Annotated in this window: 19 protein-coding genes and 1 pseudogene; 13 read left to right on the top strand and 7 right to left on the bottom strand. The window is 48.8% G+C overall.

The annotated features are described in order from the left end of the window. Window positions 1-39: 39 nt before the first annotated feature. Window positions 40-363: a nucleotidyltransferase domain-containing protein gene (locus ACTOY7_RS20250; RefSeq protein WP_300885815.1), complete on the bottom strand. Its 324-nt coding sequence runs from the start codon at window positions 361-363 to the stop codon at window positions 40-42. Window positions 364-627: 264 nt separating this feature from the next. Here ACTOY7_RS20250 and ACTOY7_RS20245 point away from each other — a divergent pair, with 264 nt between their 5' ends. The 10 genes from ACTOY7_RS20245 to ACTOY7_RS20200 all read left to right on the top strand — a co-directional run bounded on the left by ACTOY7_RS20245 (window position 628) and on the right by ACTOY7_RS20200 (window position 11,328). Beyond that, window positions 628-909 carry a hypothetical protein gene (locus ACTOY7_RS20245; protein ID WP_004069784.1) on the top strand — a complete coding sequence of 94 codons (282 nt, stop codon included), beginning with the start codon at window positions 628-630 and terminating at the stop codon, window positions 907-909. Beyond that, entirely contained in the window at window positions 896-1,786 is an 891-nt protein-coding gene (locus tag ACTOY7_RS20240; RefSeq protein WP_300885814.1) for a HipA domain-containing protein, read from the top strand. Before ACTOY7_RS20245 ends, ACTOY7_RS20240 begins: the two co-directional genes overlap by 14 nt. Window positions 1,787-2,275: 489 nt before the next feature. After that, a complete protein-coding gene (locus ACTOY7_RS20235; RefSeq protein WP_482671737.1) occupies window positions 2,276-3,220 on the top strand; it encodes an ABC transporter permease in 945 nt (314 codons plus the stop codon). 18 nt (window positions 3,221-3,238) lie between these two features. After that, on the top strand, window positions 3,239-4,201 hold the full coding sequence (locus ACTOY7_RS20230) for a carbohydrate ABC transporter permease (RefSeq protein WP_004069781.1): 963 nt from the start codon (window positions 3,239-3,241) through the stop codon (window positions 4,199-4,201). A 185-nt stretch (window positions 4,202-4,386) separates the two neighbouring features. After that, on the top strand, window positions 4,387-4,911 hold the full coding sequence (locus ACTOY7_RS20225; RefSeq protein WP_004069780.1) for an ABC transporter substrate-binding protein: 525 nt from the start codon (window positions 4,387-4,389) through the stop codon (window positions 4,909-4,911). 64 nt (window positions 4,912-4,975) lie between these two features. Continuing rightward, a complete protein-coding gene (locus ACTOY7_RS20220; protein WP_482671738.1) occupies window positions 4,976-5,869 on the top strand; it encodes a DUF3502 domain-containing protein in 894 nt (297 codons plus the stop codon). 108 nt (window positions 5,870-5,977) lie between these two features. Further along, window positions 5,978-6,658 carry a D-lyxose/D-mannose family sugar isomerase gene (locus ACTOY7_RS20215; protein ID WP_004069776.1) on the top strand — a complete coding sequence of 227 codons (681 nt, stop codon included), beginning with the start codon at window positions 5,978-5,980 and terminating at the stop codon, window positions 6,656-6,658. Window positions 6,659-6,794: 136 nt separating this feature from the next. Next, window positions 6,795-9,266: a beta-mannosidase gene (locus ACTOY7_RS20210; RefSeq protein ID WP_482671739.1), complete on the top strand. Its 2,472-nt coding sequence runs from the start codon at window positions 6,795-6,797 to the stop codon at window positions 9,264-9,266. Window positions 9,267-9,399: 133 nt separating this feature from the next. Further along, on the top strand, window positions 9,400-9,771 hold the full coding sequence (locus ACTOY7_RS20205; protein ID WP_160281223.1) for a hypothetical protein: 372 nt from the start codon (window positions 9,400-9,402) through the stop codon (window positions 9,769-9,771). A 264-nt stretch (window positions 9,772-10,035) separates the two neighbouring features. Then, complete coding sequence (locus ACTOY7_RS20200; protein WP_304970622.1) at window positions 10,036-11,328, top strand: ATP-binding protein; 1,293 nt, start codon at window positions 10,036-10,038, stop codon at window positions 11,326-11,328. 1 nt (window position 11,329) lies between these two features. Here ACTOY7_RS20200 and ACTOY7_RS20195 read toward each other — a convergent pair whose 3' ends face one another. The 6 genes from ACTOY7_RS20195 to ACTOY7_RS20170 all read right to left on the bottom strand — a co-directional run bounded on the left by ACTOY7_RS20195 (window position 11,330) and on the right by ACTOY7_RS20170 (window position 15,511). Next, complete coding sequence (locus ACTOY7_RS20195) at window positions 11,330-12,250, bottom strand: helix-turn-helix transcriptional regulator (RefSeq protein ID WP_482672353.1); 921 nt, start codon at window positions 12,248-12,250, stop codon at window positions 11,330-11,332. A gap of 17 nt (window positions 12,251-12,267) precedes the next feature. Beyond that, window positions 12,268-12,612 (bottom strand): DUF3795 domain-containing protein, encoded by a 345-nt coding sequence (locus tag ACTOY7_RS20190; RefSeq protein ID WP_394682861.1) that lies wholly within the window; start codon window positions 12,610-12,612, stop codon window positions 12,268-12,270. Continuing rightward, window positions 12,588-12,959: a hypothetical protein gene (locus tag ACTOY7_RS20185; RefSeq protein ID WP_160281220.1), complete on the bottom strand. Its 372-nt coding sequence runs from the start codon at window positions 12,957-12,959 to the stop codon at window positions 12,588-12,590. Before ACTOY7_RS20185 ends, ACTOY7_RS20190 begins: the two co-directional genes overlap by 25 nt. Before the next feature lie 229 nt (window positions 12,960-13,188). Continuing rightward, complete coding sequence (locus ACTOY7_RS20180; RefSeq protein ID WP_482672352.1) at window positions 13,189-13,902, bottom strand: ABC transporter permease; 714 nt, start codon at window positions 13,900-13,902, stop codon at window positions 13,189-13,191. Further along, window positions 13,899-14,714: an ABC transporter ATP-binding protein gene (locus ACTOY7_RS20175; protein WP_482672356.1), complete on the bottom strand. Its 816-nt coding sequence runs from the start codon at window positions 14,712-14,714 to the stop codon at window positions 13,899-13,901. The genes ACTOY7_RS20180 and ACTOY7_RS20175 overlap by 4 nt, the downstream gene beginning before the upstream one ends. Further along, window positions 14,714-15,511, bottom strand: a complete 798-nt coding sequence (locus ACTOY7_RS20170) for a MerR family transcriptional regulator (protein WP_160281218.1) — start codon at window positions 15,509-15,511, stop codon at window positions 14,714-14,716. Before ACTOY7_RS20170 ends, ACTOY7_RS20175 begins: the two co-directional genes overlap by 1 nt. 649 nt (window positions 15,512-16,160) lie before the next feature. On the opposite strand from ACTOY7_RS20170, the gene ACTOY7_RS20165 reads away from it, so the two are divergent. From ACTOY7_RS20165 to ACTOY7_RS20155, 3 genes and pseudogenes are all read left to right on the top strand, one after another. Then, window positions 16,161-16,511 carry a Gfo/Idh/MocA family protein gene (locus ACTOY7_RS20165; protein ID WP_482672355.1) on the top strand — a complete coding sequence of 117 codons (351 nt, stop codon included), beginning with the start codon at window positions 16,161-16,163 and terminating at the stop codon, window positions 16,509-16,511. Beyond that, window positions 16,420-16,752 carry a hypothetical protein gene (locus ACTOY7_RS20160; protein WP_394682859.1) on the top strand — a complete coding sequence of 111 codons (333 nt, stop codon included), beginning with the start codon at window positions 16,420-16,422 and terminating at the stop codon, window positions 16,750-16,752. The genes ACTOY7_RS20165 and ACTOY7_RS20160 overlap by 92 nt, the downstream gene beginning before the upstream one ends. A gap of 22 nt (window positions 16,753-16,774) precedes the next feature. Beyond that, window positions 16,775-16,918, top strand: a pseudogene (locus tag ACTOY7_RS20155) (sugar phosphate isomerase/epimerase); the annotation flags it as partial. Window positions 16,919-16,992 lie beyond the last annotated feature (74 nt).

Raw genomic sequence — 16,992 nt, 5'->3', positions numbered from 1 at the left:
ATTTTTCTGGGATTGATATCAGGATTTGCTTTATATATTTCAGATTTGATGATTTTTTTCAACTGCCTGCTGGGCGTGGTAGGCTGCAATTCCCTTTGTTGCCTTTTCATGCAGCCTTCTTAGAAATTCCTGATACCCTTTATCTTTATACAATTTTGAACGGGGTGTATCGCTGATCACCAGCATATCGACATCATAATCTTCCGTACATCTGCTTTCGATTACAGAGCCAAACAGAATGATCTGGCAGATTCTGGAACATACGCCGGCTGCTTCAATGATATTTTCAACCACTTCTTTTTTTATATCAGCTACTTCAATCTCGGTATTAAAATTTGTTTTGACATTTACCAGTCGGCACATATGTCTGCCCCCTTTCGAAAACCAATCCGCCTCCCATGTTTGTGCTGCTTTCATTTTAACATAGAAAAATACAAAATTACAAACCGGACTCAAAAAAATATAATCCTCCCCCTTTTTTCTCGTTACAGGTCACACCTTGACCAGGCGTGCCCTGTAACAAAGAGAATGGTTGATCTTTTACTGCCGTTCAAAAAGGTTGACAACGTAAAAGGGAGACAATATACTAAAAACCAGGAAACAAAAGGACTGGGGGTGGACGTTTCAATGCAGGCAAAAGATGTGGATATTCAAGCTGCCGCAGAACCCTCCGTACAGGAGCTTCGGGAACGTTCTTATGAATTTGGACTGCCGGATTACCTGCAGCATGATCTGGACGCTTACAAAGAAGGTCTGGAAAAAGGATCTTCCTTGCTTGACTGCCTGTGGGGGGAGTTATACGGGAGTATCAACACAGCAGAGATCAGCGCCGGCGCGATCACTCCGGAGCATGCGGACTATCTGCGGAAAAAATTCCTTTGGGGAGGCCAGGAGAATGGGCGGAATTGATTTTACGGATTGCCGGCGTATTTTTGGGAAAGCGTATAATGGCGCAAATGGGAAGAAAATCGCGGTAGAATATAACGGGGCTATTTATATGCTCAAATTTCCGCCGTCTGCGGAAAAAAAACCGACCGCGTTATCCTATACGAACAGCTGCCTTAGCGAGCATATTGCCAGCACCATTTTTCAAATGCTCGGGATCTGCGCTCAGGAGACGCTGCTCGGGACTTTCCAGATATCAGGAAAGACAAAAATCGTCTGCGCATGTAAAGATTTTACGGAAGACGGAAAAATACTATATGATTTTTGCTCCATAAAAAATACAGTGATTGATTCCGAACATGGGGGAACTGGTACGGAATTGTCGGATATTATGGAATCTCTTGAAAAGCAGCAGTTTGTAAATCCGGAAAAACTAAAAGAACACTTTTGGAATATGTTTATCGTCGATACCTTGCTTGGGAATTTTGACAGGCATAATGGTAATTGGGGATTCCTGATTGACAACAAGCGGCAGTCTGCGGAGACTGCGCCTGTTTTTGATTGTGGGAGCTGTCTGCTTCCGCAGGCTGATGAAAGTATTATGAATACAATCCTGCGGGATGAAGACGAGCTCAATGCCCGTATTTTTCATTTTCCTACGTCCGCAATCCATGAGCATGGCAGGAAGATCCGTTATTATGATTTTTTGATGAAAGGTGAACATACGGAATGTATGGACGCGCTTTTGAGGATTTTACCGAGAGTGGATATAGAAAAACTGAAAGCTTTTATTGCAGGCGTCCCATATCTTTCTTCTTTGCAGCGGGAATTTTATCAGACCTATATAGAGGCAAGGCTGGAAAAGATTCTTTTACCGGCTTATAAGAAAATACATTGCTGATCACATTAAGACATACAAAGGAACTGGAAAATTTCCAGTTCCTTTTTTCAATTTCACATATAATTTTTCCACTTTCCCATGTCTCCGCCATAGAATTTGTGCATGGAAACTGAAAGTTTTCAACTAGGAATCAAATCTCCATCTGGTATATAATGTAATTGTTCAGAACAGTTCAGGACGTAGAAATGATTTCATAAAGATGACAGAAAGAAGCCGAGGATCGTTATCGTTTATTCATGGGCCGTGCACTGCGCTGCACGGTCACAGGCCAGCATAGTATTGGGGCTGGAATCCGGCCTCTTGCCGCAAGGCAATTTTAAACAGGCCGGATTCGCTGCTGTGAACATCGCGGATGTGAACAGCAGCCGGTAATCTTCCGTTATCCGCCGCATCTGCGAGACAGCCGATGCGGGAGAAGCATCTGACACCGCAGGACGTGCAGATCCCAGCGGTGAAAAACTATCTGAAAGTGAAGGAGGTTGTGATTTAATGCACGACAAAAAAGTAAAGAAGAGGGGATTTTTTTCGAAGCTCAGGACCAACAAAGAGCTGCTGATCCTAAGCGCCCCGGGTGCAGTCTGGTTTTTTCTGTTTGCCTACCTGCCTTTGTTCGGGATACTGGTGGCATTTAAGAAATACAGGTTGTCGGGCAATTTTTTCCAGAGCCTGATTTCCAGCGAATTTGTAGGACTGGACAACTTTAAATTCCTGTTCAGCAGCGGGGATGCCTGGATCATCCTGCGGAACACGGTACTGTACAACGTGGCGTTTATCGTTCTCGGAATCGTACTGCCGGTGATCGTGGCCCTGCTTTTAAATGAACTGAAAAATAAAGGAATGGCGAAGATCTACCAGAGCTCCATGTTCCTGCCCTATTTCCTGTCATGGGTTGTGGTCAGCTACTGCGTGTTCGCGTTCCTGAACCCGGAAAAAGGCTATTTCAACGCAGTGCTCCAGCAGTTCGGCCAGGACAGCGTTTCCTGGTATACGGAGAAAAAATACTGGCCCTTTATCATCATTTTCATGAGCCAGTGGAAAGGCGTGGGCTACAACACCGTCGTATACCTGGCGTCCATCTGCGGCATTGACAAGACCTATTACGAAGCCGCCGTACTGGACGGGGCCACCAAATGGCAGCAGATCAAGTACATCACCCTGCCCCTTTTGCGGCCGGTTATCACGATCCTGCTGATCATGTCCATCGGAGGCATTTTCAAGGCAGACTTCGGGCTGTTCTACCAGCTTCCCAAGGATTCCGGCCCTCTGTACCCGGTGACAAACGTACTGGATACCTACATTTTCCGGGCGTTGAAGACCAGCGGCGAGATCGGGATGAGCTCGGCGGCGCTGTTCCAGTCTACAGTCGGATTTGTACTGATCATGATCGCCAACAAGATCGTGTCCAAAGTGGACAGCGAAAACGCGTTATTCTAAGAAAGGAGATAGGAGAAAATGTCATTACTGAATTTAAAAGAGCGTGCTTATGAGAAAAAGCTGCGGAAGCTGGAAGACGCGCAGTGCAGCTACAACTCCATAAAAAGCTCCACCAATGTACTGTTTAACACGATCCTGACGATCCTGTCCCTTCTGAGCGTGATCCCGTTTATCTTCGTCATCATCATTTCGCTGACGGACGAAGAAAGCCTGGCCATGAACGGCTACCGGTTCATCCCGGAAAAATGGAGCTTTTACGCATACGAATACATCGTCAGCGCGGGAGAAAATATCATCAGAAGCTACGGCGTGACCATCCTGGTAACGGTGACGGGAACGCTTCTGGGGCTGCTTCTGACCGGAACCTACGCATATGCGCTTTCCAGAAAAACCTACGAGTTCCGCTCCTTTTTTACAAAGGTGATCACGATCCCCATGCTGTTTTCCGGCGGTATGATCGCCAATTACCTGATCGTGACCAAGGTGCTGATGCTGAAAAATACCATTTGGGCGCTGATCTTGCCGTTGTGCCTGAACTCCTACAACATCATCGTGCTGCGGACATTTTTCAAAACAAGCATTCACGATTCGGTGGTGGAGTCGGCAAAGATCGACGGGGCATCGGAGTGGCACCTGTTCTTTAAGATCGTCATTCCCATGGCGCTGCCGGGGCTGGCAACCATCGGACTGTTTTTAACATTGGGCTACTGGAACGACTGGTTTAATGCTATGATGTACATGGACGATAAAACCTGGATCCCGCTGCAGTATTTGCTGATCCAGATTGAGAGCTCCATCGACTGGCTGGTCAGCAACAAGTCCATGATGGGCGTGGACGGCATCCAGGCAGCGGCCAACCTGCCCAAGGAAACGATCAAGATGGCCATTGTTGTAATCTCCACGCTGCCGATCATCTTTGCCTATCCGTTTTTCCAGAGGTACTTTGTAAACGGGCTGACCATCGGGGCGGTAAAGGAGTAAGAGCAGGCCGGACAGCGGATTCTGCATTTGAATCATGGAAGAAATATGGAAGAAAAACTGACAGCCACGGAATCCCGCGTCATTTGCCGGATGCGGGATTCAGGGAAGGCATAATGATACCCCAAAGGGCATTCCAAAACTTAAGCCCCTGAGGGGCACAGAAAATAAAAAAGGAGAATTTGATCATGAGATGGAATAAAAAGTGGATGGCACTGACAATCGCATCCGCGCTTGCGGCCGGAAGTTTAGCAGGCTGCGGAGGAAAAGGGGAGACCAACGAGAGCGGAGAAGAGATCACGGAGCTGACCTGGTACCAGGTGGGGGATTCCCAGAACGACGACCAGACGGTCCTGGACAAGGTGAACGAGTACACCCAGGAAAAGATCGGCGTGAAATTAAACATTGTAAAAGTAGGCTGGGGAGACTATAATCAGAAGATGCAGGTAGTCATCAATACCGGCGACGCATGGGATCTGTGCTTTACCTGTTCCTGGGCCAACGATTATCTTCAGAACGCCCAGAAGGGTGCATTTCTCGAGCTGGACGACCTGATCCAGGAGCAGGAAATGTACGAGCGGATCGACCCGCGTTTCTGGGAGGCGGCCAAGGTAGGCGGAGTGACCTACGGTGTGCCCAGCGAGAAGGAGATCGGAAACTGCCCCATGTGGGTATTTACCAAAGAATATGTAGACAAATATCATTCCATATGAAGAGATCCATTCCCTGGAAGACTTAGAGCCCTGGCTTAAGCTGATCAAGGAGAAAGAGCCGGATGTGGTGCCGCTGTATCTGACCAAGGACTATACGGCGCCTACCTATATGGATAAGATCCAGGACCCGGTGGGCATCGAATACGGGGACGATTCTCTGACCGTGAAAAATGTTTTCGAAACCGAGAGAATGAAGTCTACGCTTGCAACCATGCGCAAATATTATACGGAAGGCTATATCAACAAAGACGCGGCTACCGCTTCCGATGACAAATCCATCAAGCGTTTTGTCACAAAGGGCGACGGCCAGCCATACGCGGAGCTGATCTGGGGCAAGGACCTGGGGTATGAAGTGGTGGCCACCCAGATCATGGATACGAAGATCACCAATGCTTCTGCCAGAGGGGCGCTGACGGCTGTCAACAAAAATTCCGAGCATCCCGAAAAAGCCATTGCACTGCTCAACCTGATCAACACCGACGAATATCTGCGGAACCTGCTGAACTACGGAATCGAAGGCGTACACTGGGAGAAGGCGGAGCCGGACGCATCCGAGGTTGAGGCTGCGAAGGGAAAAGAGTATGTCTATGACTTCAAGATCAAGCTGGACGAAGCGGCGAAAAAAGACTATTCTGTGCCTTACTGGGTGCAGGGAGGACTGTTCAACACTTATGTATTAGATAACGAGCCTCTGGACAAATGGGCAACCTTCAAGGAGTTCAACGATGCCTCCGAGGAAGCGCCGTCCTTTGGGTTCGACTTCAACCTGGACCCGGACAGCACCCAGGTAGCGGGCTTTCGGAATGTCCTGGATGAATTTGGAAAATCCCTGTATACAGGAAGCGTGGACCCGGAGGAATACCTTCCGCAGCTTCAGAAGAAGCTGGAGGCAACCGGCGTGCAGGATGTGATCGACGAGATGCAGAGCCAGATTGATGAATGGAAAGACGGAAAGTAAAGCTGTTTCTTATAAGCGGCCGGCCCGGCCGTGAAAAACAACTGTAAATGCGCCGCTTCCGCTGAGACATGCGGGAGCGGTGAATCATGCGAGAGGAGCGATGGAACAATGAAAAGAAGTGAGATCAACCAGGCCATCAAAGGCATGGAAGCGTTAATCAAGGAGCACGGTTTTGAGCTGCCCCCATTCTGTAAATGGACGCCCGGGGATTGGGCGGAGAAGAATCACGAATACGATGAGATCCGCGACAACATGCTGGGATGGGATATCACAGATTACGGACTTGGAAAATTTGACCAGGTCGGATTTGCGCTGATCACCCTGCGGAACGGAAATCTTAAAAATGACAAATATACGAAAACCTACGCGGAAAAGCTCTTGATGGTCAAGGAAGGCCAGATGGCGCCCATGCATTTCCACTGGAATAAGATGGAGGATATCATCAACCGGGGCGGCGGCAATGTCCTGATCACGGTTTACAATTCCACGGAAAATGGGGAGTTTGCGGATACCGACGTGAAGGTGAACTGCGACGGCAGGGAGTTTACCGTGCCTGCAGGAACTCAGGTTCGGCTGCAGCCGGGGGAGAGCATCACGGTCTATCCCTATATGTACCACGATTTCCATGTGGAAGAGGGAACCGGGGCGGTTCTTCTGGGAGAGGTCTCCATGTGCAATGACGACGAAAACGACAACCGGTTCTACGAGCCCATCGGACGGTTCCCGGCCATTGAAGAGGACGAACCGGCGTACCGGCTGCTCTGCAACGAGTATCCGGCGGCAGAGTAGATACAGATTGGCTTGATGATAAGGAATTGTCAGGGCAGCAGACGGGGCAGAGGTCTGCTGTCCTGGCTTTTGCGGTGATGATTGGAGATTCCACTGCTTGCTCTGGGATCTAGAGAAGAAGGAGGATGCTGCATAGATGGAAGTGAGAACATTAGATCAGAATTGGAAGATGCGCCGCGCGGGCGGAGAGGAATGGCAGGAGGCTGTGGTTCCCGGATCGGTCTATACGGATCTGCTGCGGAATCAAAAGATGGAGGATCCGTATTGGAAGGACAACGAGGATCAGATCTGCGCCCTGATGAATGCGGATTATGAGTATGTCTGTACCTTTGAGGAATCGGAGATCGATCCATACTCAGAAGTATTCCTGCGTTTTGAGGGCCTGGACACAGCGGCGGAGATTTTCCTGAATGACACGCTGATCGGGGAAGCCTGCAATATGCACCGGATATGGGAGTTTGACGTCCGTTCCCTGCTTAGCGCTGATGAAAAAAATGTTCTCCGGATCCTGCTCCGGTCTCCCTTGAAATATATTGCAGAAAGCTACAAAAAATATGGAAATATTGGAAATGAAGATACTTACGAAGGCTTTATGCACCTCCGGAAAGCGCATTATATGTTCGGATGGGACTGGGGCGCGCATCTTCCGGATGCCGGGATCTTCCGTCCGGTCCGGCTCTGCAAGGTGAACAAAGGAAGGATCGACAGTGTCCGGATCAGCCAGACCCACCGGGACGGGCGCTGCATCCTGGATTTTGACGCGGAGTATGCGGCAGATGCGCGGGAAGACTGCAGCATCCGGATCCGGGTGACTGCTCCGGGGGATGAGAAAGAGGATACGGATTTTATAGCGGACGATCAGCAGTTTGAAACCATACTCTCCCCGGACGGAAAAGGCAGCATCCTCATAGAAAATCCCCGGCTCTGGTGGGTCAACGGCCTGGGCGCCCAGCCCTTATACGAAGTAGAAGCCGTCCTATTTTGCGGCGGCGTACAGGCGGATTCCTGGACGCGGCGGATCGGCCTGCGCAGCATGACCATGCAGCGGGAAAAAGACACCTGGGGCGAGAGCTTTGCACATGTCATCAATGGAAAACCATTTTTTGCCATGGGCGCGGACTACATTCCGGAGGAGCATCTCCTGGGGAGGCGAAGCCCGGAGAAGACCCGCCGGCTTCTGGAGGACTGTAAGCTGGCCAACTTCAATGTGATCCGTGTCTGGGGCGGCGGCTTCTATCCGGACGACTGGTTCTACGACATTTGCGATGAGCTGGGGCTGGCCGTCTGGCAGGACTTTATGTTCGCATGCTCGGTGTACGAGCTGACGCCGGAATTTGAGGAAAATATCACCCGGGAGTTTATCGATAATGTAAAGCGGATCCGGCATCACGCCTGCCTGGCGCTGTGGTGCGGCAACAACGAGATGGAAATGTTCGTGGATCAGAGGTGCTGGGTGACGAAGCCCACGGAGGTGCGGGATTATCTCCTGATGTACGAGCGGATCATTCCCGGAGTCCTGAAAATCCATGATCCTCAGACCTTTTACTGGCCTGCGAGCCCGTCCTCCGGCGGGTCCTTCGACCACCCCAACGATCCGAACCGGGGAGATGTGCATTACTGGGAAGTGTGGCACGGAAACAAGCCCTTTTCCGAGTACAGGAAGCACTATTTCCGCTATGCGTCGGAGTTCGGCTTTCAGTCCTTCCCGTGCAAAAAGACCATCGAGACCTTTACCGACGATCCCCGGGACTGGAATATTTTTTCCTATGTCATGGAAAAGCACCAGAGGAATTACGGCGCAAACGGAAAGATCATGAATTATCTCCAGCAGACCTACCGTTATCCCACCCGCTTCGAGGATGTCCTGTACGCCTCCCAGCTTTTGCAGGCAGACGCCATCCGCTACGGGGTGGAGCATTTCCGGAGAAACCGGGGGCGCTGCATGGGGGCAATCTACTGGCAGCTGAACGACTGCTGGCCGGTCATTTCCTGGTCCTCCATTGATTACTGCGGACGGTGGAAGGCGCTCCACTATTACGCGAAACGGTTTTTTGCGCCTATACTGATTTCCTGCGAGGAGCAGAGCTGGCTCACCCAGGAAGCCAACATGAACCGGCAGCATTTTGAATTTGAAAAATCCATCCGTCTCAACGTGGCCAATGAGACACAGGAGGACAGACGGGTGACGGTTCGGTGGAACCTGAGAAACGTATCCGGCGAAAGCCTCCGGGAAGAAGAGGCGGAGGTGCTGGTTCCGGCGCTGTCTGCCGTCTGGCTGGAAAAGACGGAGCTGCCGGAGGTGGACGTATTTTCCCAGTATGTGAGCTATGAGGCATGGATCGGCGGGGAGAAGGTTTCGGAAGGAACGGTGATCTTCTCCTATCCCAAGTATTTTCGGTATGAGGACCCCAAGCTTTCTCTGGAAACGGACGGGAAGCGGATCACAGTCACGGCCGCGGCTTACGCAAAGAGCGTGGAGATCCAGAATGAGGCGGAGGATCTGGTGCTGTCGGATAACTACTTTGACTTAAACGGCGGCAGCAGGACGGTGGAGATCCTGAGAGGAGAAGCGAAGGGGCTGCGGGTGCGGAGTGTGTATGATCTGTAGAGGGATCCGGGCGTTGCCGGCTGTGACGCCCTGCTCGGAAGGATGGTGTTGTTGTCAGATTTACTCAAAAACCTAAATCCATAACAGGGGCGGAAATGAAAGAATGATAGATTGCAATTTGAGGAAGAGAAATATGCGAGAAGATATTTTGAGGAATTTGCAACAGGAAATATATGATAGATGCCAAAAAGAATCGAATAAGTTTGGGATAGGATGTTACTATCATATTGAAGCTGTAGTTAAAAATGCAGAAAATCACAGAGGAAGCGTAAGCTTAACGAAAAATACTCCTGAAGAATTGTGTGTTGCAGATGCCGATGCAATTTCACACTTCGATAGTGTGCCCAGTTTATTGTATTTAGCTTATGTTGAAAAAGGAATGGGAATTAAAGAGGGGAAGGAATTTGTAAAAGCCAAATTAGCAAGAAGCTTTCGAAAATTATCTATAGAGAGCAAAAAATATTATCAGGACAAGTTTGAAAAAGTCATGGAAGTCTTGGGGTGACAGTGTCCGATTTATTGTAGAGACAGCAAAGCCAATCGAGCCAGTCAACGGTCAAGATGAACGGCGCAAATGCGACGTCTGCTGTCAGCAGCCCATCTCGCTGCCAGCATGTAGTTTCTTGTAAACTGACCCGAAATTTATGTAAAAGAACACGTTTATTCGTTGGAATAAATGCGTTCTTTTACATTATAATTGACGAATGGGAGCTTGAAGCGTATAATAAACAAGAATAAGAAACTGACTCAGAAAGGCAGGGTGGGCGTTATGAAGAGAAAGATCATGGAAAAATTGCTGCAATGGAGAAACCAGCGGACGGACCGGATGCCGATGCTGCTCTATGGGGCAAGGCAGGTGGGGAAGACATTTGTCATGCGGGAGCTGGCTGCGGTTGGATTTCAGAATACGGTTTATGTGAATTTCGAGGAAGACCAGCGGATTGGGGAATATTTTCGTGGCAATATCAAGGCAGATGAGGTTCTGTCTGTTTTGGAAACATATTTCCATACCCGGATCATTCCGGATCAGACATTGATCATATTTGATGAGATCCAGATGTGCGAGAGGGCGCTCACCTCTTTGAAATATTTCGCGGAGGAGGCGCCGGAATATCATGTGATCGCGGCGGGAAGCCTTTTGGGAGTGGCATTGAAGCGGGAGCAGTTTTCATTCCCGGTTGGCAAGGTACAGATGCTGACCCTGTACCCCATGGACTTTGAGGAATATCTGTGGGCAAAGGGGAAGGAGCTGCTGGCAGAGGAGATCCGGAAGCATTTTGCAGAGAATACGGTCATGGCGGCGGAACTGCATCAGGATGCCATGCAGGAATACCGGCATTACTGTATCACAGGAGGGATGCCTGCCGTAATAAAGGCTGATATCGCCAGGGACGCGGTACTGACCCAGGAGGAGATCCGGCAGATGATCTTGAACGCATATATTGCGGATATGGCAAAATACGCGCAGGAAAAAGAGACTGTGAAAATATTTGCGGCCTATGATTCGCTTCCGGTACAGCTTGCGCGGGATTCCAAAAAGTTTCAGTACAAGCTGATCAAATCCGGAGCCCGTGCTTCCCAGTATGGGGACTCCATCGACTGGCTGGTGCAGTCCGGGATTGTATATAAATGCGGCAAATGTACCCAGGGCTTTCTGCCTCCGGCTGCCTATCAGGATCTGTCCGCTTTCAAATTATATTACAGCGATCTGGGACTTTTATCCGCCAGGACCGGCATGACGGAGCAAAGCCTTCTTGCCCGGGAAAGTGAAAGATTCCGGGGCATTTACGCAGAAAATTATGCGGCATGCGCGCTTCGGGCCAACGGATATGAGCTGTTTTACTGGGAATCGGAGGGCACTGCTGAGGTGGACTTCCTGATCGTCCGGGAAGGGCGCGTGATCCCGGTGGAATGCAAGGCGGGAGATCATGTGAAAGCAAAAAGCCTGATGGTGTACCGGGAGAAGTATGACCCGGCATATTGCATCCGGATCTCCGGAAGGAATTTTGGGATGAAGGACGGGATCAGGTCGGTTCCGCTGTATGCGGTGTTTTGTATCTAAATCAGTGCCCGGAATTTTGGTACAGAGCAAGAATCTTCCGCGCCTTTTCCTTTAAAATATTCCTTGCTTCCACCGGTTCAATAATCTCCACATACTCTCCAAAAGACAGCAGATACAGGAAGGTCCAGTCGCTCAGCTGGTACCGGAATGTGACCTCCAGCGTACCGTCGTCCAATTTTTTAATGTATTTTTCCTGAAATTCATCATAGACCTTATACGCGATCTTTTCCGAAAAATGCAGTTTGAATACGGGGATATCGTATTCTTCCTTATAAGCGGGATTCAGTGAAAAATCCGCCGGCAGCTCCCGGTCAAACAGCTCACTGGTGATCACAAGCTCCCGCATGCGGGACATTTTATAGGTGCGGATTTCCTTTCTGCGCCGGGAATAGGCGATCAGATACCAGGCGTGTGATTTGAAAACCAATTTCAGCGGTTCTGCAGTTTGCTCAGTGACCGTCAGCTCCGAATTATAATACGTAAATGTGATCACATATTTGTTGATGACCGCGCGCTCCAACGCCGTGATATTGTTCCGCTCCTTTTCCGGACTGCCCCAATAGGAAAAATCAATCTCCAGCCATTCGGACTGCAGATTGTGGCTGAACAATCCGGCAACCTTGTTCAGAGTTTTTTCCGCATCCGGATAATTCGACGATTTCAGGATCTGCAGCGCCTGCACAATATTGCTCTGCTCCGCCTGTGTGAAATAAGTCTTGTCCAGTGAGAAGCCCTCCAGCAGAGACAACCCTCCTCTGTATCCCTTCTGCGACAGGATCGGGATGCCGGCAGCCGACAGGATATTGATGTCCCTGTAGATCGTGCGGGCAGAGACACCAAGCTCCGCTGCCAGCTGCTTTGCTGTAATATTTTCATGACTCAGCAGGAGAAAAATAATCTGGATCAGTCTGTCTATCTGCATCGTTTCCTTCTTCCTTTTTATAGTTCTTTCCCATTTTTTGCGGCAAGCTGTTTTAAATGGTTTAGAAGATCCGGCTTTTCTCTCAGGTATGTTTCCAGGATAGAGCAGGGAAAGCTGCCGCACTCGGCGCAGCTTTGGCAGGATTTTTCCATCCCGCAGTTTCGGATCTCACAGGCTGCGCACATTTTTTCTGATACCGTATCAGAATGACAGCCCAGGCAATATAGATCCTCTTTTTCAAATTTACAGGTCTCCGTGGAATATTCTTTCGCCAATCGCGCCTGTTCTTCCGTATTCTGGCTGACAGAAGCAAGATAAACGGCGCATTCCTTACAATTCAATCCGCAGTATGCGAATTCCATGAGATCAGCTCCTCTCCTAAGTATTTGTCATGGGGAACGATCAGGCACTTGTCAATCGCCTTCCAATAGGTTCCGTAAAGGTTCTTCTGGGCGGTTCCGTAGCTTTCTTTCGTATCAAATTCCCAATACAGCACATATTTCACGCTTTTTACAATGCGGGTGAGCTCCAGAGGGGGAAGGCCTTCTCTGATCTGCTCCATATCGATGCGGTATCCCCGTTTGATGAGCCGGAGCAGGAGCAATCCCTCCTGCTGTTCCAAAAAGGTTTTTGCTTCCTGCATCAGTGCTTCAAATTCCTCCGCTTTTTGCGGCTTGACCTGATAAATGCAGGTTTCACTAAATGACATATCTGGTTCCTCCTTTGTGTGATTCCTGCGCTGGAATGCAATATCCAGGCAGACATGGATATTGCATTTCAGTACAGTCATTCAGAAGAGCAGAGTGTGGAATTGCCTGCTGGTCTGAAAGGTTATATTTTATCTTATCATCAGAAATATGACATCAGCGTGTCGTATTTCCCGGATTTTTCGCGGATAGCAACAGTGGATTTTATTTTATCATGTACTTTAGATTCTGTCACGATTTTTGTTTCTTCAAAAGTATTCCGCATACGATGACTGCAGCAAAAAAGACAAGGATCAGATACCAGAGATTTTCAAGACAAAAGCCATGATCTAACATCAACCGGTATCCCCAGGAAGCGGGGAAAATACGCCCTGCCGTTTCAAGAAGACCGGGCAGCAGATCCGCGGGGAACATGATCCCCGAAAGCATAATGGAAGGCAGAAACACTAACTGCGCTGTCATCGTCAGTTTCGCCTGATTTTTTATGATCAGTCCTAACATACTTCCAATGCTTAACGACACCATGATGTATATCGCAAGCGCAACAAAGAAGATTGGGAGCTGTGCCGGCAAAACGGCTTCGAATAATAGGGGAGCCAGCAGCACGATCACAGCGCAGGAAATCATCAAATGGATCCATGCGGAAAGAAACATCGTAACAAGTCCCAGATAGACAGGCACTCCGTTTGCTTTATAAACTTTGCTGATGTCACTTCCGTAGGTCTCGATCAGCGATGGCGGCAGCCCGATAAACGCTCCCATGGAAACGCTCATCACGACCATAGACTGGATGAGCGTGCTTCTCATACCGGGCATAACAGAAGTGAAAATGCCGCCCATAAGAAGAAAGAAAATCAGCGGAACGACATAGCAGGTCACGAGCAGGGATCTGCTTCGTATATCCAATTTCCACTGTAACGCAACACCATAAAAAAATCCGCTCATTCAGCGTCCCTCCTTGTCATTTCCATAAAATGCTGTTCCAGTGTGCCGCGGTCCACTTTAATATCTAACACCTGCATTTCCTTTTGTTTCAGCTCGCCGAGCAGGGAAATCAGCGTATCTTCAACATTGTCTGTCTCAAAAGTACTGTCCCCTAACTGGGTTTTGATATGGATAAAATAGGTTTTCCCAACCTTGTCTGTCAGTTCCGAAGCTGTGCCGCAAAAGGAAATGCTTCCGTGATTTAAAATAGCGATACGGTCGCATAAGGTTTCGACCTCCGCCATATCATGGCTTGCCAGAACAATGGTCTTTCCCTGTGCTTTGAGCGTTCGGATCTGCTCATGAAGCGAAAATCTGCCCTCCACATCAAGCCCCGCAGTCGGCTCGTCGAGAAAAATAATATCTGGATCGCCGATCAGCGCAAGGGCGAGATGCAGCCGCCTTTTTTGCCCTGTAGACAGCTGGGCATACTGCTTCTTTTCCATTTCCTGGATACCAAGAGTATGAAGCATCGAGCAGTCGATTTTTGTTCGATTCCATTTCGCAAACAGCTTTACCGCCTCCAAGGGTCTGATATGGGCGGGCAAAGAGGAGGACTGCAGCTGGATCCCTGTTTTCCCATTGACGATGACCGTACCGCTGTCATAGCTCCGCAAGCCCTCGATACATTCGAGCGCTGTCGTTTTTCCTGCGCCATTGACACCGAGCAGAGAAAAGACTTCTCCCTTTTCGATCTGAAGCTCCAGTTCCTTAAGAACCATATGACTGCCGTAGCTTTTCCTTAACCTGCGGACCTGTATTGCGTGATGCATCATTCCACCTCCTCGAAGGGATCTGCTCCAAGCTTTGAAAAGTAGATCTGCAGAGCCGGCTCTAAATAGTCGTTTACGGTTTTTTGCCTTTCTTCCCAGGCATTTGCGGCAGTATCAATATTGCCGATTTCCATCAATTTCGGCAGCATATTCCTATCCCCGTTTGTAAATTCCATGATCAGGTTCCAATATTCTTTTACAACCTGCTGACATTTTTCGCTTTCTGGGGGCACATGTTCCTTTTGAAGCTGTACGATTTCATCGCTTAAACAATGAAATCGGTCCATAAAATTTAAGCCGCTTTCCTTATCAAATCTCTTTCGGATATGGTCAAGCGTATCATCATCAAAACGCTTGATCAGATAGTAAGAGTCATTGTTCATCTGCAGATTGACGATAATATCCGCATACTTCTTAAAATTGACGGTCTGCATTTGCAGCACTTCTGCTTTTAACCGTTCGACCGCGGTCAGAGAAGCAGTCAGCTGTTCTATTTTCCTGCGTATGTTATCAGCCTGTTTGGCAAGAGCGTCTGCAACATCCGCCGGTGTTTCTAAAGAAATCAAGCGCTGCTTTATGTCATTCAAAGAGAAGCCCAAGGATTTCAAGGACGCGATCTGATGAAGCGTAATCAAATCCTTATCCGTATAAAGCCTGCGCCCGCCCGCGCTTTCTGCGGATGGAGAGAGTAATCCCTCTTTATCGTAATATTGCAGGGTTCGGACCGTGATCCCCATTTTCTTCGCGGCTTCCCCAACGGTCATATATCCATCGGGAATTGCTCTGTATTTTGCCATGGTTCGTTACCTCCTGAGACATATTATATACTCACAGACGATGAAATCTGCTGCAAGGAACTGTCTGAAAATAACTTATACATCTTGGCTTGTCTCTGCGTAACCTGTACAAGTTCTTTTCATCCAGTTCCCAACATTGCGCCAGCCGCAGCCGCAAAGCGGCATAATCCCCATGCGGCTGTGCGCGTCATATGATACTGAGTGGCAGATCTGCCTGATATTCAGTATAAATCATTACGCAGCGTCACAAGCAAGAACTTTTCGCTAAGTTTTTCAGAAAAGGTCAATATAGCTTTGTTCGATGTATTTTCATATGCGGTTTCTGAAACCATTACAAAAACGACAGGAATTTCCATAAACTAGAATGTAACTAACAAAAAAACGGAAGGAAAAAAGCATTTTTTGAATTAGAATTTAACTATCAACAAAAACAAAACCAAACGAGTTGATGTAAAGTATCGTATGAAAAAACGATACGGGAATTGCCCGCATTAAAAATCTGCTTCGCAGATGGCGGGCAAGTAGGCAATCAATTTGCTGCGCAAATTGGTTACATATAGCGAAAGAGAGGAAATCAAAATGAAGAAGTTAAGAGTAGGAATCGTAGGCTGCGGAGGGCGCAAGGTATTACACCGATTATACCGAGCTTCTGAAGGATGAAAGCATTGATGCCGTTCATGTCTGCACACCTAACGTGGCGCACTGCCCGATCACGGTCGCGTCATTTGAGGCAGGCAAGCATGTGATGTGCGAGAAGCCGATGGCAGCGACCACAGAGGAGGCGGAGAAGATGATGGAGGCATGGAAGAAATCCGGAAAGAAATTCACCATCGGATATCAGAACCGGTTCCGCAAGGATACCCAGATGCTCCATGCGGCATGCGAGGCGGGCGACCTGGGCCATCAATATGAAGGATTCCCGGGAGGCAGCAGCTACGCTCTGCGGGACAAAGGCAGGCGCGGAGATCATCGGCGGCATGAGCAAGGAAGGCGGCTATGACCTGGTGATCAACAAGACCTCACACGGACAGCTGACCGAAGAACAGCTTTCCTCGGGCGGAACCATCGCGTTTTTCGAGGGCGGATCCGACAAGGAAGAGGTGATCGAGTGCAAGCAATGGCTGGAAGCCATCCTCAACGATACGGAGCCACTGGTAAAACCGGAGCAGGCATTCGTCGTGACGAAGATCCTCGACAACATTTACAAGGCAAATCAATTGGGCCATGAGATCAAATTTTGATGAAATATTCGAAGCGGCAGATGTGTCCGCATTGACGGATATCGGTTACGACGGATACACCTGCATCGAGGTGGAAGACAAGGCGTTTGAGAAGAGCCAGGAGGATGCGAAAAAGGCAGTAGTTTTAAGCGCGAATTATCTTAGGCCACTTATAAATATTTTTTGACGCAAAATGGCAAAATTTCTGCATAAGAAAAACACTTATGCCAATGCTGGTATAAGCACAAGGTTTCTAACGGT

It is taken from the genome of Schaedlerella sp. (assembly GCF_056796775.1).
The sequence above is the reverse complement of the archived record's forward strand: the minus strand, read 5'-3'. Positions and strand labels throughout refer to the sequence as shown.

Coding starts and splice junctions, on each gene's coding strand:
- ACTOY7_RS20250 (WP_300885815.1), bottom strand. CDS start 363: ATGTGCCGACTGGTAAATGTCAAAACAAATTTTAATACCGAGATTGAA.
- ACTOY7_RS20245 (WP_004069784.1), top strand. CDS start 628: ATGCAGGCAAAAGATGTGGATATTCAAGCTGCCGCAGAACCCTCCGTA.
- ACTOY7_RS20240 (WP_300885814.1), top strand. CDS start 896: ATGGGCGGAATTGATTTTACGGATTGCCGGCGTATTTTTGGGAAAGCG.
- ACTOY7_RS20235 (WP_482671737.1), top strand. CDS start 2,276: ATGCACGACAAAAAAGTAAAGAAGAGGGGATTTTTTTCGAAGCTCAGG.
- ACTOY7_RS20230 (WP_004069781.1), top strand. CDS start 3,239: ATGTCATTACTGAATTTAAAAGAGCGTGCTTATGAGAAAAAGCTGCGG.
- ACTOY7_RS20225 (WP_004069780.1), top strand. CDS start 4,387: ATGAGATGGAATAAAAAGTGGATGGCACTGACAATCGCATCCGCGCTT.
- ACTOY7_RS20215 (WP_004069776.1), top strand. CDS start 5,978: ATGAAAAGAAGTGAGATCAACCAGGCCATCAAAGGCATGGAAGCGTTA.
- ACTOY7_RS20210 (WP_482671739.1), top strand. CDS start 6,795: ATGGAAGTGAGAACATTAGATCAGAATTGGAAGATGCGCCGCGCGGGC.
- ACTOY7_RS20205 (WP_160281223.1), top strand. CDS start 9,400: ATGCGAGAAGATATTTTGAGGAATTTGCAACAGGAAATATATGATAGA.
- ACTOY7_RS20200 (WP_304970622.1), top strand. CDS start 10,036: ATGAAGAGAAAGATCATGGAAAAATTGCTGCAATGGAGAAACCAGCGG.
- ACTOY7_RS20195 (WP_482672353.1), bottom strand. CDS start 12,250: ATGCAGATAGACAGACTGATCCAGATTATTTTTCTCCTGCTGAGTCAT.
- ACTOY7_RS20190 (WP_394682861.1), bottom strand. CDS start 12,612: ATGGAATTCGCATACTGCGGATTGAATTGTAAGGAATGCGCCGTTTAT.
- ACTOY7_RS20185 (WP_160281220.1), bottom strand. CDS start 12,959: ATGTCATTTAGTGAAACCTGCATTTATCAGGTCAAGCCGCAAAAAGCG.
- ACTOY7_RS20180 (WP_482672352.1), bottom strand. CDS start 13,902: ATGAGCGGATTTTTTTATGGTGTTGCGTTACAGTGGAAATTGGATATA.
- ACTOY7_RS20175 (WP_482672356.1), bottom strand. CDS start 14,714: ATGCATCACGCAATACAGGTCCGCAGGTTAAGGAAAAGCTACGGCAGT.
- ACTOY7_RS20170 (WP_160281218.1), bottom strand. CDS start 15,511: ATGGCAAAATACAGAGCAATTCCCGATGGATATATGACCGTTGGGGAA.
- ACTOY7_RS20160 (WP_394682859.1), top strand. CDS start 16,420: ATGAAGGATTCCCGGGAGGCAGCAGCTACGCTCTGCGGGACAAAGGCA.